This window comes from Corynebacterium sp. (assembly GCF_030532325.1).
In the GTDB taxonomy this organism is placed as follows: domain Bacteria; phylum Actinomycetota; class Actinomycetes; order Mycobacteriales; family Mycobacteriaceae; genus Corynebacterium.
In genome coordinates this window covers 33655-60503 of record NZ_JAUNLS010000006.1, presented here as the reverse complement: position 1 = coordinate 60503, position 26849 = coordinate 33655, and the positions used below count along the sequence as shown (strand labels likewise).

Here is a 26849-nt window from a genome sequence, read left to right as displayed (position 1 = left end):
ACATGTCTTTTTCATCTTCTGCCGCCTACCCCAGCACCGTGACTGTGGGAATCGGTGCCTTGAGCATCGAGGAGGTTGTGGCGGTGGCCCGCTACGGCGCCGCCGTGGAGATTGATCCCGCGGCCCTGGAGGAGGTGGCCGCCACCCGCTCGCACATCGAGAAGCTGGCCAAGGATCCCACGCCGGTCTATGGCATCTCCACCGGCTTCGGCGCGCTGGCCCGCCGCCACATCCCCGAGGAGATGCGCGCCCAGCTGCAGCTTTCCCTGGTGCGCTCCCATGCGGCGGGCACCGGCCCGGAGGTGGAGACCGAGGTCATCCGCGCCACCATGCTGCTGCGCCTGTCCACCCTGTGCACGGGCCGCACCGGCGTGCGCCCGGAGGTGGCACAGACCTACGCCGCGGTGCTCAACGCCAAGATCCACCCGGTGGTGCGCGAGTACGGCTCCCTGGGCTGCTCCGGTGACTTGGCGCCCCTGGCGCACTGCGCGCTCGCGCTGCTGGGGGAGGGTGAGGTCCGCGTCGACGGCGGCGAGGTTATCCCGGCCGCCCAGGCCCTGCAGGCCGCGGGCATCGAGCCGCTGGTGCTGCGGGAGAAGGAGGGCCTGGCGCTTATCAACGGCACCGACGGCATGCTGGGCCAGCTCTGCCTGGCGCTGACTGATTTGCGTGCGGCGGCGAAGACTGCGGATATCGCCACTGCCATGACCGTGGAGGGCCTGCTGGGTACGCTGGTGGTCTTCGCCGATGACCTGCAGCAGCTGCGCCCACACCCCGGCCAGGCGGATTCCGCGGCGAACATCCGCGCGGTGGCCGCGGACTCTGAGATCCTCGCCGCGGCGCTGGAGGAGTTCAAGAAGAACCAGGTCCAGGACGCCTACTCGGTGCGCTGCGCGCCCCAGGTGGCCGGCGGTTTCCGCGATACCCTGGCCCACTGCGAGCAGGTGGCCGCCCGCGAGCTGGCCGCCGCGGTGGATAACCCGGTGGTGGCCCTGGACGGCCGCGTGGTCTCCAACGGCAACTTCCATGGCGCGCCGGTGGCCTACGCCCTGGACTTTCTGGCCATCGTGGCCGCTGACCTGGCCTCCATCTCGGAGCGGCGCACAGACCGCTTCCTTGACGTCGCGCGTAACCGCGGCCTCAACGCCTTTCTTGCCAGCGACCCCGGTGTCGACTCCGGCCACATGATCGCCCAGTACGCCCAGGCGGGCATCGTCTCCGAACTCAAGCGCCTGGCCAACCCCTCCTCGGCGGATTCTATTCCTTCCTCCGCTATGCAGGAGGATCACGTCTCCATGGGCTGGTCGGCTGCGCGCAAGCTGCGTAAGGCTGTCGACGGCCTGCAGCGGGTGCTGGCCATCGAGATCCTCACCGCGGCCCGGGCCATCGACATGCGCCAGGGTAAGCCGGCGCGGGGGACCGGGGTGGTCATTGCCAAGCTGCGCGAAACCGTGGAAGGGCCGGGCACGGACCGCTTCCTCTCCCCGGAGATCGAGGAGACCGTGCGCCTGGTCAAGGAGGGAGAGCTGATCGCGGCGGTCGAGGAGGCCGTCGGCGCGCTGCGCTGATACAACGGCGCTGACGGTAAAGGACTTGGGCCCTGCCTCGGCGGGGCCCTTTTTCGTGCGCTGAGCGGGACTGTCTGGAATCTCAGACAGACGGGGTCCTGTGGGGCTTCATCGGTGATGTGGCGACCATTACGTTGAAGGAAAGGAATTGCCCGCAGCACACTGCGCGCGCAGGCAGGCGGCAGGGGGACAGCCCCGGGAAACCGGCCCTCGCCGCCTGAGCTTGCGCGGGCAGGTGCGTTTGATGAAAGGATGCTTGATGTCTCAACCCCGCGAAGTCCGCGCACCCCGCGGTACGGAGCTAAACGCCAAGTCCTGGCAAACCGAGGCCCCGCTGCGCATGCTCATGAACAACCTCGACCCCGAGGTCGCAGAGCGTCCCGAGGACCTCGTGGTCTACGGCGGCACCGGCCGCGCGGCGCGCTCCTGGGAGGCCTTCGACGCCATCGTCGCAGCGCTTAAGGATCTGGAGTCGGACGAGACCCTGCTGGTGCAGTCCGGCAAGCCGGTAGGTATCTGGAAGACCAACGAGTGGGCCCCGCGCGTGCTCATCGCCAACTCCAACCTGGTGGGGGACTGGGCCAACTGGGAGCACTTCCGCAAGCTGGAGGACGAGGGCCTCATGATGTACGGCCAGATGACCGCCGGCTCCTGGATCTACATCGCCACCCAGGGCATCCTGCAGGGCACCTTTGAGACCTTCGCGGCTGTGGCCAAGAAGCGCTTCGGCGGCAGCCTGGCCGGCACGCTGACCCTGACCGGCGGCTGTGGCGGCATGGGCGGAGCGCAGCCGCTGGCCGTCACGCTCAACGGGGGCGTGGTGCTCATCGTTGACGTCGACGAGACCCGCTTGCGCCGCCGCCAGCAGAAGCGCTACCTCGATGAGGTGGTCACCGATCTCGACGAAGCCCTCACGCTCGTTCTCGCCGCCAAGAAGGACAAGACCCCGCTCTCCGTGGGCCTGGTAGGCAACGCCGCCGAGGTCTTCCCCGAGGTTCTGCGCCGCCAGCGCGCCGGCGAGCTCACCGTGGACGTGGTCACCGACCAGACCTCCGCCCACGATCCCCTGAGCTACCTGCCCACCGAGATCGCCGTGGAGGACTGGTTTAACGAGGCCAAGGCCGATCCCACCACCTTCACCAAGAAGGCCCGCGAGTCCATGGCCGCCCAGGTCCAGGCCATGGTGGAATTCCAGGACGAGGGCGCCGAGGTCTTCGATTACGGCAACTCCATCCGCGACGAGGCCCGCCGCGCCGGCTACACCCGCGCCTTCGAGTTCCCGGGCTTCGTGCCGGCCTACATCCGCCCGCTGTTCTGTGAGGGCCTGGGCCCCTTCCGCTGGGCCGCGCTCTCCGGCGATCCGGAGGACATCAAGGTCACCGACCAAGCCCTCAAGGAGCTCTTCCCGGACAACGAGCACCTGCACAACTGGCTCGACGCCGCCGAGGAATACGTGGAGTTCGAGGGCCTGCCCGCCCGCATCTGCTGGCTGGGCTACGACGAGCGCCACAAGGCCGGCCTGCTCTTTAACCAGCTGGTGCGCGAGGGCAAGATTAAGGCGCCGATTGTCATCGGCCGCGACCACCTCGACTCCGGCTCCGTGGCCTCGCCCTACCGCGAGACCGAGTCCATGCTTGACGGCACCGACGCCGTGGCGGACTGGCCGCTGCTCAACGCCATGACCGCGGTCTCCTCGGGTGCTACCTGGGTCTCCATCCACCACGGCGGCGGCGTGGGCATGGGCCGCTCCATCCACGCCGGCCAGGTCACGGTGGCCGACGGCACCGAGCTGGCCGACGCCAAACTGCGCGCCGTGCTCACCAACGATCCCGGCATGGGCGTTATCCGCCACGTGGATGCCGGTTACACTCGCGCCAAGGAGGTCGCCGACGAGCGCGGCGTGCGCATCCCCATGGAGTTCACCGCGCGCGACTAAACGCCCACCCCACAGGAAGGAGAATCATGTCCACACTGTTTCGCGGAATCTCGGAGCTGCGCACCGTCGCCGAGGCAGGCACGCTTGAGGATGCCGCCCTCATCGCCGAGGACGGCATCATCACCTGGATCGGCCCGGCGGGTAAGGCCCCGGCTGCCGACCACGCCGTGGACCTTGGCGGGCGCGCCGTCCTGCCGGGGTGGGTGGACTCCCACACCCACATGATCTTCGACGGCGACCGCTCCGCGGAGTTCGAGGCCCGCATGGCAGGCGAGTCCTACCAGGCCGGCGGTATCGCGGTGACCATGGACGCCACCCGCGCGGCCGGCGCGGAGAAGCTGGAGCGGCTCCTTAAAGAGCGCATCGCGGCCGCCCACCGCGGCGGGACCACCACCCTGGAAACCAAGACCGGCTACGGGCTGGACACCGCCTCCGAGGTGGAGGCCGCCCGGGTGGCCGCGGCGCACGTCGATGACGTCACCTTTCTGGGCGCGCACCTCGTGCCGCCGGGCGCGGAGGCCGAGGACTACCTCGACGAGGTAGTCGGCCCCATGCTCGACGGCGTGGCTGAGCACGTGCAGTGGATCGACGTCTTCTGCGAGCGCGGCGCCTTCAACGAGGAGCAGTCCCGCCGCGTCCTTGAGGCCGGCAAGGCCCGCGGGCTGGGCCTGCGCGTGCACGGCAACCAGCTGGGGGAGGGCCCCGGTGTGGCACTCGCCGTGGAGCTGGGCGCTGCCAGCGTGGACCACGTCAACTACCTGAGCGACGCCGACGTTGAGGCGCTGGCTTCCTCGGAGACGGTGGCCACCATGCTGCCGGCCTGCGATCTCTCCACCCGGCAGCCGCTGGCCCCGGGGCGCAGGCTTCTCGACGCCGGCGCTACCCTCGCCATCGCCTCCAACCTCAACCCGGGCACGTCCTATACCTCCTCGATGAACTTCTGCGTCACCACGGCTGTGCTGCAGCAACACCTCTCGCTGGACGAGGCGATTGCCGCGGCCACCCGCGGCGGGGCCACGGCCCTGCGCCGCCAGGACGTCGGCGGCGGGCGCGATGCGCAAGGACGCCCGGCCAAGGGCACCCTGGTGGTTGGTGCGGCTGCTGACTTGCACGTGCTCGATGCGCCGAGTGCCATTCACCTGGCCTACCGCCCAGGCATGCCAATGACCTGGAAGACCTTCGTGGCTGGCCGCGAGGTGAGCTAGGCAGGGCTTGTATTACATGGCCCTGTGCTATAGGGCCATGTGCTACAGGGCGTTGTAGGGGTCGTTCTCGTGGCGCCACAGCCAGTGCCACTGCCAGGGTGGCTGGCTGGTGGGGTGGCGCCCAGCGGCTAAGGCGCGCACCTGGTCCACCGCGTAGCCGAGGTGAAACTCGATGGTGGTGGCGGTAAATCGCAGGAGGCGGTAGCCGGCGAGGGAGGCGTCGTTGAGCTTGTGGTGGTCGATTTCGAACTGCCGGCGGTCATCGCGTCGGTGGTGGGCGAAGCCATCGACCTCAATGGCGATGTTGTGCTTCTCGATGAACACATCCCAGCGGTAGCCGGCCAGCCTCACATTGTTGCGTACGTCGAAGTATGTGCGCAGCGCCTTGCTGAGCTGGCGTTCCGGGTGGCTATCCGCGCCGATAACCGCGGTATCCAAAGCGCGCTGCGAGTGCAGGGTAAGCCTGTGGAAGTCCTTCTTCGCCGTGTGTACTAGCTCGTGGCCGCGTGGACCAGCGAAGTGCTCTTCGAGGAAGTACGTGGCGTCCTCTTCTCCCATGATCTCGGTGATTTGCAGGGGATTACATACCCTGATGCCCTGGCGGGTGGCCGCGCCGACCGGCTTTGCGCGGCGGCACTGAAAGAAGCGGGTGTTGCTCAAGCCGTTCTTGCGGGCCAGCTGCAAGGGGAAGCGAAGCGGTTTGCCTAGGTAGAGGTTGGCCGCCGAGTACCCGTCGAGCGCGAGGTCTGGCCAGTGCTTGGTCACGATGTGCGCCAGCTCCAAAGGCGTAGGCTCCTGCGGTGCGTAGAGGCCGCGAGTGATCTTGACTGCGGAGCTGCGCAGCGACTTGGACATGCCGCGCGTGCCGACGATTCCTTCCATACTTTCCCCCGAAATTTTCCCCGGATATATTGCCGGATTCTTTCCCGAAGCCCACCTCGCACGTCACGAGGAGCCTCGAGGCCCTTTTGTGTACTTGCTCTTGTTGCTCTGTCTGTGGCGGAACTTCCTGTTGCTCCCCGCGCTCCTACTCCCTGTTGAGGGCCCTCGAGGCGCCGAGGCTGCCTCTCAGAGTAGCGGCAACGGGCTCACTCCGCTCGCCGAAGGACCCCGAAGGCCTCCCAGCTTCAATTTGGGGGTCGGATTGGGGGCTTTGGGGGCGTGTTTTTGAAGCTGGGAGTCTTGTGGGCGCGGATGGTGGGTTTCGCGGCGGGGAAGTGTTTGGGGGTGGAGGGGCTTTGGTGGCTAAAAGTGGGCCTTGTGGGGCGTGGATGTCTCCCAGCTTCATTTTGGGGGTCGGATCGGGGGCTTTTGGAGCGTGTTTTTGAAGCTGGGAGATTTTTGGGCGCGAAGAAGATAGGAAAGTGGGAGGGAGGTGGGCGGGGAAGGTGAGCAGTGGTGGGAGACTCGGCGGGAAAGCGGGCAGAAGTGAGGGAGGGCCCGGGCTAGGCCTGGGCTAGGCGCGGAGGGCGTCGGCAATGGCGGCGGCCATGGCCTTCTGGCCTTCGGCGGTGGGGTGCATGGGGAAGGAGTCGGTCTCCGCGCCGGTGAAGTCGGTCCAGCGCTGCGGCGCGGGGGCGCAGCCGGTGTGCTCCTCGGAGCGCTCGGGCACCACGAAGGTCGCGCCGTTGCGGGCGGCGGCCTCGGCCACTGTGTGATTGATGGCGTTGATGTGCTCGACGAGCCACTGGCGGTCGGTGGCGTTGATGAGCGAGGCGAACTCGCAGTTGTCGCTGGCGGCCAAGAGGGGAAGATAGCCCGTGGTGATGATGCGGGCGTGCGGCGCGCGCTCCCGCAGTTGGGTGTAGACGGCGTCGAGGCGATCCGGAAGTGCGCCGAGGGAGGCGTCGACCTGCGGGGTGAGCCAGCCCTTGCAGTCCTTGAGAGCGTCCGGGTTGGTTGCCCCGGAGGCGCAGCCGGCCAGAAGGCCGAAGCCAGCGTCGTTGCCGCCGATGCTCAAGGAGATGACGTCGGTGGCGGGGCTGAGGGCCTCGGCCTGGGCGGGCAGGACGTCACCGGTGCCGTCGCCGGAGCGCTGGCCGGTGATGTGGGTGGTGATAGCGCCTTGGCACGTGTTGTCCTCCAAGCGCATGCCGGTCAGGCGCGCGAGCTCGGTGGGGTAGTTGTCCTGCGCGCGCATACACAGCTGGGGGCCACTGGCCGTGCTGCCGCGGCTGCCCATGGCCGCGTAGGAATCGCCGAGCGCCACGTAGTGAAGGCCCGCCAAAGAAGCGTGCGGTGCTGGGGCGGGATGCGGAGTAGAAGGAGAGAACTCCGGCGCGAGGTCCTGGCCCGCGGGCGGGGTGGAACAACCTGCCACCAGCGCCAGGGTTGCCATGAGGGCAGACACGGCCGCGCGGGTGCGCGGGCGGGCGGCGGGCAGAATCATGCGCACGAGTCTAACGCGCGCGGGCGGGCATACTAAACGGCACGCCCGTGGCCAGCGCTTTGTCAATGCAATAGCTTATTGTGGGCCGGTGCCGTACTCTGGACGAAGCAATGAGCATTACCGATAACGCCACCGGCGGCGTGAACGAGCCGGACGATACCTTTAACCAGTCGGAATCTCAGGAAAACTCGCAAAGGGATGAGGCCATGAACGCCTCGTCGAATGTCAAGGATGACACTGCCGCTGAGGGCGCTGTCGCTGATGACACTAGGGCTGCGGCAACTTCTGAGGAAACCGGCGCTGAATCTACTGATTCGGCCAACGACGAGTCCCAGGGGTTTGCGCACCTCGACCTTCCACAGGACGTCCAGGACGCTGTGGCCAAGGTTGGTTTTACCAAGCCCTCCCCAATCCAAGAGCAAACCATCCCGATCTTGATGACCGGCCGCGACGTCGTGGGCTTGGCCCAGACCGGCACCGGCAAGACCGCGGCCTTCGCGCTGCCGGTCCTGGCACAGATCGATCCCTCCCAACGCCACCCCCAGGCACTCGTGCTCGCCCCCACGCGCGAGCTGGCACTGCAGGTAGCGGACTCCTTCCAGTCCTTCGCTGACCACCTTGGCCGCATCGAGGTGCTGCCTATCTACGGCGGCCAGGCCTACGGCATTCAGCTTTCCGGCCTGCGCCGCGGGGCGCAGATCATCGTGGGCACCCCGGGCCGTGTCATCGACCACCTGGAGAAGGGCTCGCTGGACATCTCCCAGCTGCGCTTCCTGGTGCTCGATGAGGCGGACGAGATGCTCAACATGGGTTTCCAGGAGGACGTCGAGCGCATCCTGGAGGACACCCCGGATGACAAGCAGGTCGCGCTGTTCTCGGCCACCATGCCCAACAGCATCCGCCGCCTGTCCAAGCGCTACCTGCACGATCCGGCCGAGGTCACGGTCAAGTCTGAGCGTCGCACCAACGACAACATCACGCAGCGCTTCCTGCTGACCCCGCACCGCCAGAAGATGGACGCGTTCACCCGCATCCTCGAGGTCATTGAGTACGACGCCATCATCGTCTTCTGCCGCACTAAGCACGAGACCGAAGAGGTGGCGGACAAGCTTCGCGACGCCGGCTACAACGCCGCGGCCATTAACGGCGACATCGCCCAGCAGCAGCGCGAGCGCACCGTGGATCAGCTCAAGGACGGCCGCCTGGACATCCTGGTGGCTACTGACGTCGCCGCGCGCGGCCTGGACGTGGACCGCATTACCCATGTGCTCAACTACGACATTCCCAATGACACCGAGTCCTACGTGCACCGCATCGGCCGCACCGGCCGCGCGGGCCGCAGCGGCGAGGCCATTCTCTTTGTCACCCCGCGCGAGCGCCGCATGCTGCGCTCCATTGAGCGCGTGACCAACGCCCGCCTGGAGGAGATGGATCTGCCCTCGGTGGATGAGGTCAACGCCAAGCGCAAAGAGAAGTTCTTCGCGGCTATCGGCGAGCACATCGAGGATAAGCAGTTTGACTTCTTCCGCGAGATGGTGCGCGAGTACTCGGCGAATAACGACGTGGCCATGGATGACATCGCCGCCTCGCTGGCCGTGCAGCTGCAAAATGGCACCGAGTTCCTGCTCAAGGAGCTGCCGCGCTCCAAGCGTGACCGCCGTGAGCGCGAGCGCTTCGACCGCGACCGTGACCGTGACGGCCGCCGCGGCTTCCGCGACCGCGATGATCGCCGCGGCCGTGACCGCGGCCCGCGGCGCCCGGACGGGGACTTCGAGACCTACCGCCTGGACGTGGGCAAGCGCCAGAACGTGCGCCCGGGTGCCATCGTGGGCGCGCTGGCCAACGAGGGCGGGCTGTCCTCCAAGGACTTTGGCCGCATCACCATCGCGGTGGGCCACACCCTGGTGGATCTGCCCAAGAATCTGGATCCGGCCGTGTTGGACCGTCTCAAGGACACCCGCATTTCGGGCCAGCTGATTAACATCGCCAAGGACACCGGCCGCCCGCCGCGCCGTGACCGCGATGACCGCGGTGGGCGCCGCGGCGGCTGGCGTGACCGTGACGGTGGCCGCGATGATCACCGCGGCGGGCGCCGTGGCGGCTACAGGGGGCGTCGTTAGTTAACCCCAGTGGTTGGTTAACCCCCAACACGTCACAAGCCGGGCTTCCTTTCAGAGTGAGAGGAAGCCCGGCTTCGTGTTTTCTGGATGCTTAGACGAACATCAGGATGGCGCAAATCATCCACAGCAGGTTGAAGATGCCGGAGAACATACCCAGCTTCTTCTTCAGGGCAGGCACGTCGGCGCTCTCGGCGCCTGCCAGGGCAGCCATGGCCTTGTTCTGCTTCGGGATAACCAGGAAGAAGAGCACGCACCAGGCGATGACGGAGAGCAGAAGGGCGATGTGGAACTGGACCTCAGACTTGTAGGTGTTGAGATCCATGAGGAACACGCCCACGCCGAGCACCGGGACGATGGCGGAGATGTAGCCATAGGAGGTGGTGATGCGGTTGAGGATGGACGCAGCACCCTGAGCGGAGGCATCGCCAGCCGCGGCCTTGGGCAGCTGGGCCGGGAAGGCGGAGGTGGCGATGCAGATCGTACCGATGAACAGAATCGCGGTAATGACGTGCAGGAAAATAAAGAGGTTAACCATGGGGGAGCCTTTCAGTGCCGGCGCGCGGCGTCGAGTTCACAACGTTGCCCGCGTGTTGTTTTCCGGTTCATTTTCAACAGGGGCAACCCCGGCACAGCTTAACGAGGATGCAGGAGGATATCTAATCGACACTGCTTTCGCATCACCGCATGATCCGCAGCTGGCAGGGGTAGTTGGTACTTGATGGCCACCGCAGCCAGCCGCTTGGAATAGTCGCAGCGCCGCTTGGGCGGCAGCCACTGGGCGGGCAGCTTGTCCGACTTGGCCTGGTTCAGTGCGCGGTCGGTGGCCACGAGGTTGAGGGGATCGTTGGCAAACTCCGCCTTGCGCTGCGCGGGCCAGGTGGCCGCCCCCATGTCCCAGGCCGCCGAGAGGGGGAAGACGTGGTCGACTTCCACGCGGGCCGGGGCGGGGGCGTCGGCATAGGGATCGTAGAGTACGCCCGCGCGCATCTGGCTGGCGCGCACGGCGTCTTTGGTGCCGGGCAGCCAACCGCCGAAGTCCTCGCGCACGTAGCCGGGGAGCTCCACGCGGGCGGGCACGGTGGCCACCCCCAGGCTGGGGCCGGGCAGAAACTGGTAGGCGCCCAGCAGGGCGGTAATCCCCCCGAGGGTGGCCACATAGAGGGTACGAAAGTTCACGATCTATTAGACTGCGCCCATATGTCGTTGGTTCCCCGGTACTGTCTCTGGCATGAGAATTGAGGTGCTTCGCACGGGCCCGCGCACGATCGCCCTGGTGATGACGGCTATCGCCGCCATCCTGTGGGCGCTGTACACCTTCTGGCAGTTCGATGCCGCCGCGCTGAGCTTTCAGGTCAAGCTCGGCATCGGGCTTTTTGTGGGGCTGCTGCCGCTGAGCGTGTACCTGCCGCGGGTGGCGGTCATCGCGGCGCTGCTGTGCATTGTGCTCTCGGATGCTCTCGGCGTGTCCTTGGGGCTGGCCACTTTTGCCATCTTCCCGGTGGCGGGCATGGTGGCCTGGCACGGGCACTTGGTGTGGGCGATTGGCTCGGCCGCCGCCATCACCGTGATGGAGCACGTGCTGGTCTACCGGCGCAGCGGTGAGTTCGAGTTCATCTCGGTCTTTGTCATGGATGTGCTCTTCGGCGCGTGCATCGCGGTGGGCTGGATTTCTGCCCTGCACACCTCGCAGCGCCTGGCCCACGAAGCCCGCCAGCGCCAGCGCCGCAAGGAGCTGGCCATCCTGCTGCACGATACCGTTGCCGCGGATCTCACCGCGCTGACCGTCAAGCTGGAAAAGCTGGCCATTGTCACCCCGGAGCGCCGCGAGGAGCTGGAGAACGCCGCGCACTCCGCGCGCAAGGCCATGAAGGATACCCGTAGGCTGGTCAAGGAGCTGGGCACGGCCGAGCAGAGCGCGCGCAAGGCCACCGTGTACTCCCTGCCCGCGCTGCTCAACCACGTGCGCCGCGAGCTGGAGTCCGCGGGCTTTCCGGTGCGCGCCACCCTGCAGCTGGGCGAGCCCTGCGAGGGGGAGCTGCTCAACTCCGCGCTGGGCCAGTGCCTCAATGAGGCCACGGCGAACATCATCAAGTACGGCGCGGCGGGAAGCACGGTCAGCCTGGACGCGAGCACCGGGGATGAGGTTTCCATCCGCCTGCGCAACCGGGTGGCCGCGGAGAGCAGGGGGGAGTCCTCGAACCTGGGCTTAGAATCGATGTCGCGGACGATGTCCGCCGTGGGCGGTTCGGCGCTGGTGTGCGCCACGCCCAACTACTGGGAAGTAATCTTCAGTGCGCCGATGAGCGCGCCCGAGCGAGGAGAAAGGCTAGAGCGTTGATCCGCATCCTGCTGGTGGATGATGACCCCATGATCCTGGAGGACATGCCCGTCTACTTCAGCACGGAGGAGGACATGGAGGTGGTGCAGACCATCGGCTCCGGGCGCGAGGCCCTCTTCTGGTTGCAGTACAACTCCTGCGACGCCGTGCTTTCCGACGTCCGCATGCCCGATGTCGATGGCATCGAACTGCTGGCCAACATTCAGAACCTGCCCTCGCCGCCGGTCTTTGTGGCCATGACGGCCTTCGACACTGACGACGCCCTCCTGCGCATCCTCGCCCACGGCGGTTCCGGCTACATCATCAAGGGCTCCAAGCCCGCGGAGATCATCGCCGCGGTGCGCACTGCTCTGGAGGGCCGCACGAGTCTAAGCCCGGAGCTGACCACCCGCCTGGTGGATCGCTCGGTGCTGCACCACCCCTCGCTGACGGACAACGGGCGGGTAGCGCTCAGCCCCGCGGAGAAGGAGATTCTCTCCTTCATTCACGCGGGGCTGACGAATATGCAGATTGCGCACCGCCTCGGGATCTCGGAGCAGAGCGTGAAGAAGCGGGTCTCCCAGCTCATGCGCCGCTTCGACGCCGATTCGCGGGCGCACTTGGTCTCGCTGACCCAGTTCAGGATCTAGCGAGCCAGTGCGACTCGGGTTCTAGTGGACCGTTCTAGCGGACCTTGTCTGCGGCCTCTTCGAAGTCGATGTCCTTATCGTCCTCGACGAGGTGGGCGAGGCGGGTGGCCTCCTCAAACTCCTTGGCGACCTCCTCGCTCGGTGCCTTGGTGAGCAGCGAGACGATGACGGTGACCGCCAGGGAGAGGGCGAAGCCGGGGACGATTTCGTAGAGGACGTCGCCAAGCGGGCTCATGCCCCAGGCAACGGTGACCACGGCGCCGGTAACCATGCCGGCGATGGCGCCGGTGGAGTTGAGGCGCTTCCAGTACAGCGAGAGCAGCACCAGCGGGCCGAAGGCCGCGCCGAAGCCTGCCCACGCGAAGCCAACCAAGCCCAGGATGGAGTCCGAGGGGTTGATGGCCAGCAGGGTGGCGATAATCGCGATGGCCACCACGGCGGTACGGGAGAGGTTGATGAGCACGTCCTGGGAGGGCTTGCGCTTGGCAAAGATGAGGTAGAGATCCTCGATGAGCGAGGTGGAGACCACCAGCATCTGGGAGGACATGGTGGACATGATGGCCGCCAGCACAGCGGTGAGCACCAGGCCGGCAAACAGCGGGTGGAACATGACCTGCGCCATGTCCAGGAAGATGGTCTCGTAGTTCTCCTGGTCCGTGATGGAGTGGTTGGTCTGGGTGAAGAAGACCGTGCCGGACAGGGCAACAAAGACAGCGCCGATAAGCGAGATGAACATCCAGGCCACGCCGTAGAAGCGGCCCGCGCGGGCGTCGGAAGGCTTGCGCAGCGCCATGAAGCGCACGATGATGTGCGGCTGGCCAAAGTAGCCCAGGCCCCAGGCCAGGTTGCCGATGATCACCGCGGCAGATACGCCGGAGAGCATGTTGAAGTAATCGGGGTTCTCAATGACGCCGCCGGAGGCGTAGGGGTTGTTCGCCGCGAAGCTGAAGATCTGGCCGGGATCATCGAGGGTGAACAGCACCATGATGGGCACGATGATGAGGGAGGCGAACATGAGCATGCCCTGGACGGTATCGGTGTAGGACACCGCCAGGAATCCGCCGACGAAGGTGTAGAAGACCGTCACGCCCGCAACGATGAGCATGCCGACGATGTAGTCGCCACCGAAGGAGGACTCGAAGTAGCGGCCGCCGGAGACCATGCCGGAGGAGACGTAGAAGGTAAAGAAGAAGATGATGATGATCGCGGACAGGATGCGCAGTACGCGCGACTTATCCTGCAGGCGGTTTTCAAAGAAGGAGGGCACCGTGATGGAGTTGCCGGCGATCTCCGAGTAGGAGCGCAGGCGCGGTGCGACCCACTTCCAGTTGGCCCAGGCGCCGATGAGCAGGCCGATGGCCATCCACAGCTCCGACATGCCGGTGAGGAACAGGGCGCCGGGCAGGCCCATGAGCAGCCAGCCGGACATGTCTGAGGCGCCGGCGGACAGTGCCGCGACGAAGGGGTGGAGGCCGCGGCCGGCGAGGACGTAATCATCGTATTCGTCGGTTTGCTTGTAGCTCCAGAAACCGATAGCGGCCATCGCGAGCAAGTAAATAAGCATTGCCACGACATACCAGGTGGAATCTTGCACTGATATCTCCTCGCTATGTAATCGTTGGGACGTGTGTAGGACACTCCCACGGTATTAGGGTGGCGTACATCACCCAACTAGGATTCCAGTTGACGTACAGATTATCTGCAGGTTTCTGAACATTTCATGGGCATTCAACTGCGTAAACCGTCAAGTATAACGAGACTATAACGATTCATCTCTGGGCCTTTCTGGCGGGGCGCAGGTGCGATAAATGTGCTGCCGCTGCCGAAAATGGGGGCGCTGCTAAACTGGCCCCTATGGCTTCTTACCTGTTGCACGGACTGTGGCTCCCCGTTTCCGGGCTTAGTCTGTGGATTGAGCAGGTCGAAGGACACAAGATTGTTATGCCCTCCGCGGTGCCCGAGGGAACCTTCCCGGAGGTCGTGGACTCCATCCTGGCCAAGAAGTCCTTCCGCAACCGCGCGCGCGTCTCGCTGCGCACGCCCAAGGGCAAGGACGTCTCCCTCATGGTGCCCATGGCCATGTTCGCCCCCGACGAGGCCGTGAGCACCCTGGCCAAGCTGGAGTTCCTTGACTCCATGAGCCAGGCGGCCACCCCGCAGCAAAAGGCCGCGATTGCCCCGGACCTCATGTGGCTCATCCGCGCCTACCGGGGGCTTTACCGCTTTGTGCGTGCCGGTCGCGTGACCATTCGGCTCTCCTACCAGGGCGGGGAGTGGTTCCCCATGTGGCAGCTGGCCTCCGGCCTGGGTGAGCGCGGCTGGCTGGCGGAGATGATTGCCGCCGCCCCCGGTATCCTCTCCATTAATAATCGGGGGCTTTCCGATGACTTGGCCGACGAGCTCACGCATTGGATTGCGTATACGCAGCTTCGCCCGCTTGTCGACGTCACCCGGCCCACCCCCTGGCACGATTTCGCCCACGCGCTGCTGACCACCTCCCCAGTGAAGAAGGGGCGCGCGCAGCTGCTGCGTGGCCTCAACGAGTGGAAGGACTCGATCACCTCGGTGGACCTGCAGCTGGTCTTCATCGTGGAGGAGCCGGGCAAGGACGAGGACCCAGAGATCTCCGTGTGGCCGGTGCGCGTGCAGGTGCGCTCCGGCACCGATGCCCCGCGGCCGGTGCTGGTGGATCAGGTTGACCGCGGCAGCGTGGAGAAGCTGCGTGACGCCCAACGCCGCGCCTTCGGTGCGGCGCCCCGGCTGAAGAACTCCGTGGTGGACCCCGGGCTGGACGCCCAGGCCGCCGCCAACGCCGGCGACTGGGACGTTTACCTGCGTACCGATGACCTGGTGCGCTTTATCTCCGTGGACGTCGCGGCCCTTCGGCGGGCGGGTTTTGTGGTCATGCTGCCCAAGGCCTGGGCCCACATGGAGACCAAGGCCAAGCTGGAGACTAAGGAGGCCCACGATCCTGCGGAGGGCTCCACCAAGGCGCACCTGGGCATGGACAAGCTGGTGGAGTATAACTGGCGGCTCTCCGTGGGCGATACCGAGCTCACGGACGAGGAGATGGCCCAGCTGGTCTCCTCCAAGTCGGGGCTGATCCGCCTGCGCGGCGAATGGGTGATGGCCGATACCCAGGCGCTGTCCAAGATCTCCGAGTACATGGAGGAGCTGTCCAAGAAGGCCAAGAACCGCGCCAAGAAGGAGCTGGAGCAGCTCGCCGCCACCGCGGAAATGGCCCGCCAGCTGGAGCAACCGGGCTGGGAACAGCTCGTGGCGGAGGTTGAGCGCAAGCGCGAGGCCTTTAACAAGGGTGAGGCGGAAAAGGTGACCGTGGCGGAGCTGCGGGCGCTGGCCCTGCAATCCATGGTGGAGCAGCCAGTGGAGTTTACCGGTTCCACTTGGCACACCTCGCTGCTCGGCGGGCTGGATTCCAGGGCCCCGGAGCGCGTGGAGATCCCTGAGACCGTGCACGCCACCCTGCGCGAGTACCAGCGCCGCGGCGTGGACTGGCTGCGCTGGATGTCGCGCAACAACATCGGCGCCGTGCTTGCCGATGACATGGGCCTGGGCAAGACCCTGCAGCTGCTTACGCTGCTGGCGGTGGAAAAAGAACAGGCGCAGCACAACGACGTTGAAGGCTCTGAGGACCCTGAATCTGCGTGGAAGCCCACCCTCGTCGTGGCGCCCACCTCCGTGGTGGGCAACTGGGCCCGCGAGGCGGAGAAGTTCGTCCCCAGCTTCACGGTCCTGGTCCAGCACGGCAGCAACCGCCTCAAGGGCAAGCAGCTCATCGAGGCCGCGCAGAAGGCCGATCTGGTCATCACCTCCTACGGTACGGTGGGGCGCGATTTCCTCACCCTGGGCAAGGTGGACTGGGACCGCGTGGTGCTCGATGAGGCCCAGGCGATTAAGAACGCGGCCACCCGCTCCTCCAAGGCGGTGCGCTCGCTGCCCTCGCGCCACCGCGTGGCGCTGACCGGCACCCCGGTGGAAAACCGTTTGAGTGAGATGCGCTCCATCCTGGACTTTTGCAATCCGGGAATCCTGGGCAGTGCCTCCTTCTTCCGCAACCACTTTGCCAAGGCCATCGAGCGCGAGGGCGACGAGGAGATGGCCGAGCGCCTGCGGCTGCTTACCGCGCCCTTCATCCTGCGCCGTCTGAAGACGGACCCCAACATCATCGACGATCTCCCGGAGAAGTCCGAGCAGATCATCACTGTCTCCATGAGCGACGAGCAGGCCGCGCTCTACAAGGCGCTGGTGGACGACGTCCAGAAGCAGCTGGAGGAGCGCCACGGCATGTCCCGGCGCGGGCTGGTGTTGGCCTCGCTGACGCGCATCAAGCAGATCTGCAACCACCCGGCGCACTTCTTGGGCGACGGCAGCCCGGTCACCGTCAAGGGCAAGCACCGCTCAGGCAAGGTCAAGGAGCTCATGCGGATTGTGGACGAGGCCGTGGAATCCGAGCAGCGCATCCTGGTCTTTACCCAGTACAAGGCCTTCGGCGACATCCTGCAGCCCTACCTCAGCGAGCAGCTGGGCCGCGAGATCCCCTTCCTGCACGGCGGGGTGAGCAAGAACAAGCGCGACCAGATGGTCGAGGAGTTCCAAAGCCCCGATGGGCCCGCGGCGATGATCCTCTCGCTCAAGGCCGGCGGCACGGGCCTGAACCTCACCGCGGCCTCCATCGTGGTGCACATGGACCGCTGGTGGAACCCGGCGGTGGAGAACCAAGCCACCGACCGCGCCTTCCGCATTGGCCAGCAGCGCAACGTGCAGGTGTACAAGATGATCACCGCGGGCACGCTGGAGGAATCCATCCAGGACATCCTCGACGGCAAGACCCAGCTGGCCGGCGCCGTGGTGGGCGAAGGCGAGGGCTGGCTCACCGAGCTCGACCCGCAGCAGCTGGCTGACCTGATGAGTTACAAGGAGGCGGACTAAATGGCACGCAGAACCGACGGCCAGGGCTCCCACGAGCAGGCGCCTGACAACGTCATCTATGCCAACTTTGGCACCCGCAAGCGGGTGAGCACTCCCGAGGAGGTCCACCGGGTCTCCCGCGTGCGCACGATGTCCCCTGCGGCGACCAGGGTGGTCAGCTTTGTCAACAAGCAGACAGACTCCGGGCGCATCACCCGCGGGCGTCAGTACGCCACCGGCGGTCACGTGGTGGGCCTTGACGTGCGCACCGGCGCAGTCCACGGCAAGGTAGCTGGTTCTCAGAACGAGCCCTTCGCCGTGCTCATCCAGGTGCCCTACCGCAGCAACGATGACATCACCCGCCTGGCCGAGCTCTTCGCCCGCACCCCCAACTCCGTGTCCGCTGCGCGCGACGGCATGCTGGGGGAGGAGGCCCTGGACATTCTCTTTGCCGAGTACCCGGGGGATCTGCGTTTTTCCTGTACCTGCCCGGATCCGGAGTACGTGTGCAAGCACGTGGTGGCGGTGGCTGATAGGTTGGCCGCGCGCATCGACGCTGACCCCTCGGTGATCTTCGCGCTGCGCGGTCTAGACTTCACCCGCTTCGAGCAGTCCGTCATGGACCAGGCCCGCTCGGTGGCGCAGGATTCCTTCTCTGGCAGCGGGCTGAGCGTGGAGGAGCGCAACGAGCTCTTCTGGCAGGGCCGCGACCTGCCCGCGCTGCCTACCCCCAAGCGCGCTCCGGCGGTAGAAGACTCCGATCCCGAGCTGCTGCGCAAGGCCATGCGCGCGGTGAGCCATACGAACATAGATTTGCTTCGCGCCGTCTCTGATGTCGAAGACCTCTACTACTATCTCTCGCGAGACAACTAGCCAGAGACGTTCTCTACCTCTTCTAGGAGCCGCGCATGGATAGCACAGCCAGCACACACAGCACACGGGTCACCTTCATCCACACCTCCGATTTCCAGCTGGGCATGACCCGCTGGTTCTTCGGCCCGGCCGCCCAATCGCGCTTTGACGACGACCGCGAGGCCGCCGTCCTGCGCCTCGGCGAGCTTGCCACGGAGAGCGGCGCGGAGTTCATCGTGGTGGCCGGGGATGTCTTCGAACACAACTCGCTGGCGCAGTCCACCTTGCTGCGCGCCAAGGATATGTTCAAGCGCCTGCCGGTTCCGGTCTACCTGCTGCCCGGCAACCACGACCCCCTGGTGGCGGATTCCATCTTCTATAAGTCTTTTGCCGATAACGTCCACGTCATCACGGACTTCGAGCCCATCACGGTGCGCGAGGGCGTGGAGATCGTCGGCGCGCCCTACCTGTCCAAGCGGGCCAACTATGACCTGGTACGCCGCGCACTCGAGCCGGTGGAGCCGCTGGAAAGGGGAGTGCGCATCGCGGTGGGACACGGGCAGGTGGAATCCCGCGCCGGGGCTGGCGAGGAGGGCGATGCCGCCTCGGATGCTGACATCATCGATCTCGCCTACGTGGAACAGCGCCTGGCTGAGGGCGCCATCGACTACCTGGCGCTGGGGGATACCCACTCCACGGCCTCCTTGGGCACAAGCGGGCGCGTGTGGTTCTCCGGCAGCCCGGAGACCACCGCCTTCGATGACCGCGAGCGCGATTCCGGCAATGCCCTCGTGGTCAGCCTCGAGCGCGGCGCCGGCGAGCAAAGCCGGGTGGAGGTCACCCCGCATCACGTGGGCCGCTGGGAGTTCAGAGCCATCGACCGCGACGTGGATTCCGCCGCAGACGTGGAGCGCTTCCTGGCGGAGCTGGAGGCGGTGGAGGAGAAGATCCGCACCGCGGTGAAGTACTCGCTGCGCGGGACCATTGGGCTTAGCGCCCAGGCCCGCCTGGAGCAGGGGCTGGCGGAACTGGAGGAGGTCTTTGCCTCGCTCAAGCCCCGCGAGCGCACCATGGACATCCACCTGGAGCCCTCCCAGGAGGAGCTGGAGTCCTTAGACCTCAGCGGTTATGCCGCCGAGGCCTTGGCGGAAATCCTCGAGGATCGTGATAATCCCCAGGCGCGTGACGCCGCCAACCTGCTGTTTCGTCTCAGCGCGAAGGGAGCCTAAGCCATGATGCGCATTCACTCTGTCGCGTTAGGCCATGTCCGCGGCGTCGAGCACTTGCTGCTGGAGGAGATCCCCGAGACCGGCGTGATGGTGGTTCACGGCGAGAACGAGGCCGGAAAGTCCACCATCGTGGAGGCCATCGACGTGGTGCTCAATGAAAAGCACGGCGCGAACAACAAGCGCACCAAGCCGCTGCGCCCGGTGGGCCGTGATGAAGCCCCCGAGGTCACCCTGGAGGCCACCGTGGGGCCCTATCGCTTCCGCATCCACAAGCGCTGGTTCAAAAAGAAAGCCTCGGAGCTGCACATCTTTGAGCCGCGTCCCGCCCAGTTCACCGGCTCGGAGGCTGACGACGAACTCGAGCGCATCCTCAGCGAGCACCTTGACCGCGACCTGCTGCGCGCGCTCTTTTTGCGACAAGAGGATCAGGGAGAGGGCATCGCCGCGGTGGGCATTCCTTCCTTGACCACCGCATTGGAGGACAGCACCGGCAGCGCCGCGGTAGCTGAGGACTCCGAGCTGCAGGACAAGATCGACAAGGAGTACAAGGAGTACTTCACACCGAGCGCCGGCAATCCCACCGGCCGCTACAAGGAGGCCATCGCGCAGCTGGAAGAGGCCGAGGCAAGACACAACCAGGCAGTGGTCCAGCTGCGGGAACTCGAGGGCATCGTGGAGCGCTACGAGGCCGCCGAGCAGGCCAAAGCAGAGGCCGAGGACGCCCTGCCGGGCGCGCGTGAGGAGCTGGCTGAACTGGAGGAAGCCGCGGCCCAGGCCCGCGCGGCGCAAGAGAAGGTGACCCAACAGGAGGCCGCAGTGGCCCGCGCGCTGGAGGCCCAGCACCGCGCGGAGGAGGAGCTGAGCCGGCGCCGCGGTCTCATCGCGGAGTTGGAGGCCCTCGCAGCCGAGATGCAGCGAGCCGAGAAGGACACCGAGGGCGCCCGCGAGCGCGCAGAGACAGAGGCCGCCCGCCGCAGTGAACTGGAGGAGCAGCTGGAGGCCGCGCGCACGGATTACGCCGCCGCGCGTGAGGAGCTGCAGCGCTCCCGCCGGGCCGAGCAGCGCGCCGAGTGGGTGGCGCTCGGCGCCCGCCTGGACACGCTCAGTGCCCTGGAGGAGGCCCTGGGGCAGCGCCGCCGCGCGCTCGCCGAGGCGGTCCAGGTACCTAACCTCAAGGAGATTGAGAAGGCTGCCACCGAGGTGGAGATCCAGCAGCGCCTCCACGCGGCCGCCACTGCCAAGCTGCTCATCAGCGCGCCGGAGGGCACCCAGCAGGAGATCACCGCGGACGGGGAGGAGCTTCATTGGGAGTCTCCCGCCGCCGGTAGCCGCACCGCCACCGTCGAGCTGGCCGAGGGCACCACCCTACACTTCGGCGAGGTCAGTGCCCGCTACAGCGCGGGTGCGGCGGATCCTTCCGGGGAGGAGCTGGCGCGCGCCGAGGCCGCCCTGCAGCGCGCACTCGAGGAGGCCTCCTGCCAGAGCCTGGAGGAGGCGCGGGCCGCCCATGAGCACTATCTCGAGGTCCGCGCTGAGGTCACCAACGCCGAGCGCGAGTTCGCCGCTGCCCTGGGCGGCGATGATCTGGGCACCCTGCGCGCCAGGTATGCGGCGGCGGGCTTTGCCGAGGAGGAGACCACGCCCCACGCCGCCGCTCAGGAAGCCCAGGAAGGCAAGCAAGACAAGGAAACCGAGGAAGCCGAGGAAGAGGCACTGCCGCTGGCCCAGGCCGAGGCCCGCGAGGAGGAGCTGCGCCAGCGCGTCGAGGAGGCCGAGCGCGCGCTGGTGCCCTACCGCGAGAACAAGGCGGCAGCCGCGCTGGAGGTGGCCACCGTCAAAGCGGAGCAGGCCCGCCGCCAGCACGAGTCTGCTGCCGCTGCGTTGAGCCGAGCCCGCGCGGAGAGAGACGATGCGCAGCTGGAGAAGGACATCGCCACGCGAGCCCAGCAGCACCGCGCTGAGAGCGAGGCCTTGGAGCAGATGGCCGCGGTGGATGTGGAGACCGCGCTCAACCTCGTGGCCGGGGCGCAGTCGCACGTGAAGTCCTTGGAGCACGCCGCCAATAGCGCCGCGGGTGACATGCGCGAGTACACCGGGCGCATCGCGCTGCACACCGGTGCGGCAGAGGCCGCCGAGCGCGCGAAGGCGGATCTCGAGGTGGCCCGTGAGCGCCACGCCGGCATCGAGCGGCGCGCTCTGGCCGCGCGTTACTTGCGCGAGGTGATGCTGCGCCACCGCGACGCCGCCCGCCAGCGCTACGCCGCGCCCTTCGTCAGCGCGCTCAACGGGCTGGCCCGCACGGTCTTCGGCTCGGACGTGGATTTCCAGCTCACCGAGGAGCTCAAGGTGGAAGCCCGCACGCGGCACGGCCAGACCGTGGCCTTCGAGGAGCTCTCCGGCGGCGCGAAGGAGCAGCTGGCCATTCTTACCCGCTTTGCCATCGCCATGCTTGTTGCCGGCGGGGGAGTGCCCGTGGTCATCGACGACGCCCTAGGCTCAACGGATTCCACCCGCCTGCAGCTGATGTCCACGCTGTTTAGCCAGGTAGGCAAGCATTCCCAGGTGCTGGTGTTCACGTGTATGCCGCAGCGCTATTCGCGCGTGCCAGGCCGCACGGAGGTGAGCATGGATGAGCTCAAGGCCGCTGGCACCCGGGAGTAGAGGCGCGCTGTGCGGCCGGAAAAGGGATTTATTCAACGCGTTTTCTCCCGTGTAGAGTTCGTGTCATGAATTCCGACACGCGCTGGCTTAGCGACGACGAACAAGAGCTGTGGCGCCTTTTGCTGGCGGCGTTCCGCAAAATCAACCGGGGGATGGAGGAATCCCTCATGGCTGCCAGCGAGCTCAGCGTGCCTGAGTACGGGGTGCTGGTGAACCTGTCCGAGGCCCCGAATCATCAGCTCCGCCTGCGGGAGCTGTGCGATGCCCTGCAGTGGGATCGCTCCCGCACCTCCCACCAAGTCACCCGCATGGTCAAGCGAGGTTTGGTGACCAAACAGCGCAGCAGCGGCGACGCCCGCGGGGTCATGGTGGAGATCACTGAGCAAGGACTCCAGCAGCTGGAAAGCGCGGTTCCGGAGCATGTGGAGGCGGTGCGCCGCATGGTCTTTGACCACCTCGATGAGGATGCCAAGCCCGCGCTCAAGGGCTTCTTCCGCGACGTCCTGGCGGTGGATTCCATCCCAGGTACCGGCTACTCTGGGGCTGCGGCGCAGCTGGACGGGGAGCAGGAAAGGAAGAACTCATGATGGGCCAAGAGCTTTTTGAGAATCCGCAGCGCCAGTACGCGCACTTTGGGCTGGTGGAGTTGCCCTCCCTGGCGGAGGTCCTCGGCGTTCCCGATGATAACGGCGAGCTGCCGGAGCTCAGTGAGGAGCAGCTTGGCGATGTCGACCACGCCCTCGCCGACTTCCCCGATTACGCTCTGACCTTCGACGAGGCCGGACGCAGCTGGATTGCCGGCCCGGAGGAAAAGGTGGAGGCCATGTTCGCAGCCCGCGAGGAGTTCCTCGCTGCACTGGACAATGACATCGACCCCGGCGTCTAAAGCCCAGAGTCTCAAGCCCGGATCCGGGTGCCGCGCGGCCTGAGGCTAGACAAAAGGACGCCCCCGCCGATTAGCCCCGTATGTGCCCACGCGAGGGCCTAAAAGTACTAATCGGCGGGTTTTTCCTGCTAACATATCCGATGTTATTGGGTGTTGTGTCCCGACGAGGACGTAATGAAAGGACTCTTCATGTACGAGCGCGATTTGGCTGAAGAGCAGCGCGAGGCCGCTGCACGCGATAAGGCTGACGGCTGGGTTTCCGTCTTCCTTATGTGGATTCCCTTCATGCTTCTGTCCGTGGTCATCGTGGGTGCGATGTACCTGGGCATGTACGCGGTGGAGCACGGCACCATCGACTTCACCCAGCCGATTGTTCGCCCGCACATGAAGGTCTAAGACTGCAGATTCGTTGCAGTGACGTGCTCCCGCCCTACTGATTAATACCCAGTAGGGCGGGAGCACTACTCTTTAGTTACGTTAGTGGTTTAAGCTGCTCAATTCTTTTCCTCCATCACAGCACAACACACCTCGACAAGTGCTCGCCTGCGTCGAGCGCCCCGCCTCTGGTCGACAGTCCTTCGACCGGCAGCCGCTTCGTCGGTATATGCTGAGTCCAACCTTCGTCGCCCGGGGGCAGTAACCTGTTTCCCGGACCTAGTCGATTCGAAAAGCTCACACAGGGAGAACACCATGGCCACGCACCTACATCCATCCCTGGTGCGCTTGTACAGTGGCGCGGTTGACGACGACACCTTCCTTTACCTTGACGAGTCCTATTCGGTTCCCGACGAGTACGTGAGAGGCTCTTTTTATATCTTGACAGCCGTAAAGATTAGCTACGGGAATCTAGAGGGAACCCGAAAGGCTCTCCGGGACATCGCGGAAAAGGATCGCTGGCACACAACGGATGAGCTCCGCACCTCCGATGGTAAGGGACGGACTGTCGAGATGCTGGAGCAGTTTGACTCCTGGGGTGATGATCACCTTATCTCTGTCGAGGCTCCCCTCCAGTCCGGGAACGGCCTTGAAGAGGCCAGAGGCGACTGCCTGAGGGCTCTGGTGAAGCACGTCTACGGGGAGACGCGGGATGACCACCCGACAGGACTGATCTTTGAGAAGCGGTTGAGGAGGGTCGACGACGACCGGGACCGACGCCTAGTCAAGAAGCTCAGACAAGAAGGTCTTTTTCCCCGCGAGGCAGGTGTTGCCTGGGTTAGCCCATCCGATGAACGGCTCCTGTGGGCTCCAGATATCACCTGTATGGCCTACCGACGCCAGATCACGCACAAAGGGAGGGACGAAACCGGCGACTACTTCGGGACCTATCTGAAGCAGCACAGCACGATTATCCACGTGGACCCATTGGGGAAATAAAATGGGCCCGCACCTGCCAGTAGCTACAGTGCGGGCCGAGTCGATGTTCACCTCTCGGTGAAGATCAACTCCACGCTCTTAAGCGTAGCGTGCTGCTTCAGGAACAGCAACCCCAGTTATCAGTGTGACAAACGCGAGTAGACTCTGTGGTTCCTCGGGAGCGACCCGAACGGTAGTTTGCAGGCGTAGGTGGTGTGTCATCACCCGCGAATTCAAAACCGCCTAGCGGAAAGACAAGCACGGCAACACCGCTCCCAAGCTCTACCGCGTGGATACTACCATCATGCGCCAGTGCCAATACGTTGTGCTCGCCCATAAGTATCGCCCATAACCCCCGATATCACTCCCTCTTCCGCAGGTCGGGTTGCGCATATTTACCCACACGGCTGGGGAGCGTACTCGGTGCATCGTCGGATTTTAAATAGGTATTCCGAGCGCTTCAACGTTGAAGCGACCCCAAAACACGTTGAGAATGTTCCAGACCAGCTCGTGCTCATATGCATTGAGAGCTTCGGTGTGGCTAGGGGATAGTTGGGGTATTTACGCTCAAAGCGGTAACGGACTTAGAAATCTGGGCCGCAATTTAGAGGGGATGGTGAGTCTCGGCCCGCGGGTAGATGAACATGCGTTGAAAACAGAAAAGTTCGATTTAGGCCACGAAGACATATATGTCTTGGGCAGGAGGGCCTCGCTAGGTCTTACAGGAGAATCGCCCTAAGTGGTCCTAAGTGGTCTCGGGAGAGACTGCCCTGGGCGATTGTTCTGGCGGTGAAAGAGGCAAAAGACCTGCGGCCAGAAGGTGAGATCCCAAAAGGTGACATCGAAAGAAAAGCGAGAGTAAAAGTGCCCCCGACAGGGATCGAACCTGCGACCTTCGGTACCGGAAACCGACGCTCTAATCCGCTGAGCTACGGAGGCGTGCTGGGCAAAATCCCAACGAGGTGATTCTAGCGCATGCCCGCCCGCGGCAAGTAATTGGGCTCGCGGGCGGGTGTTTGTGCTAGGTAGGTGGTGCGTTAATTAGCAGGAACTGCCGCCTGCGCGTCAGCAGCCGGTTCCGCGGGAGCCGGCTGATCGAAGTAGCCAGGGGCATCCGTGGCGGAGACGTTGCCGGTGCGCAGGTAGTCCACCACGATGTCGTCAACAGCCTTGTTGCCCTGCGCAAAGTGGCCGTGGCCTGGACCATGGACTGTGACCACATGGGACTGCATCGGTGCTGCCAGGCCGCCGTGGTACTTGTACGGGGTCTGCGGGTCGCCGGTGGCCTGAATCTGCAGAGGCTTGGTGCTCAGCTGCGCGCCTGACACCGCGATGGGCTTGGCGGAAGGCGCGTGCCCGCGGCAGCCCAGCCCGGAGGTGTACATGGCGTTGACAATAGTGAACGGATCCACGGTCACGAAGCTAGACCAGAGGAAGTCCGGCAGCATCGCCGGGTTATCGGGCACGGTGTTCTCGTTGCACATGATGAGGTTCTGCATGGTCGAGACCGCAAGGATCTCCTTTTGTGCCTGCTCCTGGTCCGCGGCACTCGGCGCAGCCGGCATCTCCTCCTGGCCCGCGAAGAACTTGGCGGCCTCATCCCAGGTGCTAGGGCGCGGAACGATGCTGCGCGTGATAGCCAGGGTGGGGGACTGCGCCTGCACGGCGTTGGGGTTCTTGGCCTTGTCCACCAGGAACTCCGCCTGCACGCGCAGCTCGCCGGTGGCAGTCATGATGTCCGCGCCTGGCTGCCCGGCAAACTCCAGTCCCGGGGGCAGGTCACCGATTTCCGCATCCGGCGGAAGGACGGTGGGGCGCACGCCCACCTCGGAGGCGACCTTCTGCGACCAGCGCTCGTAGGCCTTCAGCGGGGTGTTGCCCATGTGGTAGGTGGCGTCATTATCCGCGACGAAGCGGAAGAAATCGTGCAACGCGTTCTCGTATCCCGCCTGCTGGGAGGCGAAGATGCCGTTCCACGCCAGGCCCGGGTCCATGCCGGAATCCAGGACCACCTTGTCGGTGTGCTGCGGGTAGAGAGTGGCGTACGTCGAGCCCAGGAAGGTGCCGTAGGAAAGGCCGGCGATGTTAATGCGCTCCTCACCGAGGGCCTGGCGCACCATTTCCCAGTCGCGGGCGGTGTTCTCCGTGGTCAACGAGTCGGTGTAGCCGGGCGTCTTCTGCTCACACAGAGCGCGGGTCTCGCCGCCGATGTTGCTCAGCGCGGAGATCGGATCCTGGTTGGGGTTGGCCTCGGCGCACTCCACCGGGGTGGAGCCGGCTAGGCCACGGGGCTGGACGCCGATGATGTCGAATTCTTCGGTGACGGCCTCCGGCCACTGGGCGGTGCCGGTCCAGCTGTAGGCGTCTCCACCCGGGCCGCCGGGGTTGGTAAAGAGGGTTCCGCGGCGCTCGCCGGTGGCAGGCAGGCGCACGAAGCCCACGGAGATGGTGCCCTTGTCCGGTGCGTCGTAATACTTGGGCACCTCGATGCGGCCGCACTCGGTGCGGTCGGAGAAGGTCCTTTCGGGGCAGTCCTCCCAGGTAATGGCGGGGGCTGCGCTCGCGGCGGGGGCAGCGGTCAGCGGGACGGCGAGCATCCCAGCACTTAACGCGGCTGCCGCTAAAAGACGCACAGGGCGCATCATGTTCAGCTCCTTAATACTGTGTTTGTGGTTTCTAGCCGAACACTACGCGCCCTGTGCCTCAGGTGCGGCAGAGTTTATGAAAGCCTTGGGAAGTGGGTGCCCTAACTCG

General features: G+C 65.4%; 20 protein-coding genes and 1 tRNA gene. 14 read left to right on the top strand and 7 right to left on the bottom strand.

Features of this window, described 5'->3' with window-relative positions; genetic code table 11:
- Positions 1–2 precede the first annotated feature (2 nt).
- The 3 genes from hutH (at position 3) to hutI (ending at position 4709) form a co-directional block, all read left to right on the top strand.
- Positions 3–1568 (top strand): histidine ammonia-lyase, encoded by a 1566-nt coding sequence (hutH, locus tag Q4E25_RS05015; protein WP_303154714.1) that lies wholly within the window; start codon positions 3–5, stop codon positions 1566–1568.
- Positions 1569–1827: 259 nt separating this feature from the next.
- Positions 1828–3504, top strand: coding sequence for a urocanate hydratase (locus Q4E25_RS05010; RefSeq protein WP_303154712.1), 1677 nt, complete (start codon positions 1828–1830; stop codon positions 3502–3504).
- 26 nt (positions 3505–3530) lie between these two features.
- A complete protein-coding gene (gene hutI / locus Q4E25_RS05005; RefSeq protein ID WP_303154709.1) occupies positions 3531–4709 on the top strand; it encodes an imidazolonepropionase in 1179 nt (392 codons plus the stop codon).
- Between the two features lie 42 nt (positions 4710–4751).
- Here hutI and Q4E25_RS05000 read toward each other — a convergent pair whose 3' ends face one another.
- Positions 4752–5591, bottom strand: a complete 840-nt coding sequence (locus Q4E25_RS05000; RefSeq protein ID WP_303154706.1) for an endonuclease domain-containing protein — start codon at positions 5589–5591, stop codon at positions 4752–4754.
- A gap of 574 nt (positions 5592–6165) precedes the next feature.
- The gene (locus Q4E25_RS04995) at positions 6166–7098 is read right to left on the bottom strand and encodes an SGNH/GDSL hydrolase family protein (protein ID WP_303154705.1); all 933 of its coding nucleotides are present in this window, start codon (positions 7096–7098) and stop codon (positions 6166–6168) included.
- A 110-nt stretch (positions 7099–7208) separates the two neighbouring features.
- Here Q4E25_RS04995 and Q4E25_RS04990 point away from each other — a divergent pair, with 110 nt between their 5' ends.
- Positions 7209–9218, top strand: coding sequence for a DEAD/DEAH box helicase (locus Q4E25_RS04990; protein ID WP_303154704.1), 2010 nt, complete (start codon positions 7209–7211; stop codon positions 9216–9218).
- A gap of 91 nt (positions 9219–9309) precedes the next feature.
- Here the strand turns inward: Q4E25_RS04990 and Q4E25_RS04985 are convergent, their stop codons facing one another.
- Both Q4E25_RS04985 and Q4E25_RS04980 read right to left on the bottom strand, forming a co-directional pair.
- On the bottom strand, positions 9310–9753 hold the full coding sequence (locus tag Q4E25_RS04985) for a DUF2269 domain-containing protein (protein ID WP_303154702.1): 444 nt from the start codon (positions 9751–9753) through the stop codon (positions 9310–9312).
- 98 nt (positions 9754–9851) lie between these two features.
- The gene (locus Q4E25_RS04980) at positions 9852–10394 is read right to left on the bottom strand and encodes an HNH endonuclease family protein (protein WP_303154700.1); all 543 of its coding nucleotides are present in this window, start codon (positions 10392–10394) and stop codon (positions 9852–9854) included.
- A 52-nt stretch (positions 10395–10446) separates the two neighbouring features.
- Here Q4E25_RS04980 and Q4E25_RS04975 point away from each other — a divergent pair, with 52 nt between their 5' ends.
- Entirely contained in the window at positions 10447–11556 is a 1110-nt protein-coding gene (locus tag Q4E25_RS04975; protein WP_303154699.1) for a sensor histidine kinase, read from the top strand.
- Positions 11553–12185: a response regulator transcription factor gene (locus Q4E25_RS04970; RefSeq protein ID WP_303154697.1), complete on the top strand. Its 633-nt coding sequence runs from the start codon at positions 11553–11555 to the stop codon at positions 12183–12185. The genes Q4E25_RS04975 and Q4E25_RS04970 overlap by 4 nt, the downstream gene beginning before the upstream one ends.
- A gap of 34 nt (positions 12186–12219) precedes the next feature.
- On the opposite strand, the gene putP is transcribed toward Q4E25_RS04970, so the two are convergent.
- Positions 12220–13779, bottom strand: coding sequence for a sodium/proline symporter PutP (gene putP, locus Q4E25_RS04965; protein WP_303154695.1), 1560 nt, complete (start codon positions 13777–13779; stop codon positions 12220–12222).
- Positions 13780–14039: 260 nt separating this feature from the next.
- Between putP and Q4E25_RS04960 the strand changes: the two genes are divergently transcribed.
- The 8 genes from Q4E25_RS04960 (at position 14040) to Q4E25_RS04925 (ending at position 24116) form a co-directional block, all read left to right on the top strand.
- Positions 14040–17135, top strand: coding sequence for a DEAD/DEAH box helicase (locus Q4E25_RS04960; RefSeq protein ID WP_303154693.1), 3096 nt, complete (start codon positions 14040–14042; stop codon positions 17133–17135).
- Complete coding sequence (locus tag Q4E25_RS04955; protein ID WP_303154691.1) at positions 17136–17987, top strand: hypothetical protein; 852 nt, start codon at positions 17136–17138, stop codon at positions 17985–17987.
- Between the two features lie 35 nt (positions 17988–18022).
- Positions 18023–19195, top strand: coding sequence for an exonuclease SbcCD subunit D (locus Q4E25_RS04950; RefSeq protein ID WP_303154689.1), 1173 nt, complete (start codon positions 18023–18025; stop codon positions 19193–19195).
- A gap of 3 nt (positions 19196–19198) precedes the next feature.
- Complete coding sequence (locus tag Q4E25_RS04945; protein ID WP_303154687.1) at positions 19199–21856, top strand: ATP-binding protein; 2658 nt, start codon at positions 19199–19201, stop codon at positions 21854–21856.
- 65 nt (positions 21857–21921) lie between these two features.
- On the top strand, positions 21922–22443 hold the full coding sequence (locus tag Q4E25_RS04940; protein ID WP_303154685.1) for a MarR family winged helix-turn-helix transcriptional regulator: 522 nt from the start codon (positions 21922–21924) through the stop codon (positions 22441–22443).
- A complete protein-coding gene (locus Q4E25_RS04935; protein ID WP_303154684.1) occupies positions 22440–22742 on the top strand; it encodes a molecular chaperone GrpE in 303 nt (100 codons plus the stop codon). The genes Q4E25_RS04940 and Q4E25_RS04935 overlap by 4 nt, the downstream gene beginning before the upstream one ends.
- A 174-nt stretch (positions 22743–22916) precedes the next feature.
- Entirely contained in the window at positions 22917–23138 is a 222-nt protein-coding gene (locus tag Q4E25_RS04930; protein WP_303154683.1) for a hypothetical protein, read from the top strand.
- A gap of 294 nt (positions 23139–23432) precedes the next feature.
- The gene (locus Q4E25_RS04925; RefSeq protein WP_303154682.1) at positions 23433–24116 is read left to right on the top strand and encodes a hypothetical protein; all 684 of its coding nucleotides are present in this window, start codon (positions 23433–23435) and stop codon (positions 24114–24116) included.
- 844 nt (positions 24117–24960) lie between these two features.
- Here Q4E25_RS04925 and Q4E25_RS04920 read toward each other — a convergent pair.
- Positions 24961–25034, bottom strand: a tRNA-Arg gene (locus tag Q4E25_RS04920).
- A 98-nt stretch (positions 25035–25132) separates the two neighbouring features.
- Positions 25133–26737: an alpha/beta fold hydrolase gene (locus tag Q4E25_RS04915; protein WP_303154823.1), complete on the bottom strand. Its 1605-nt coding sequence runs from the start codon at positions 26735–26737 to the stop codon at positions 25133–25135.
- Positions 26738–26849: the final 112 nt, after the last annotated feature.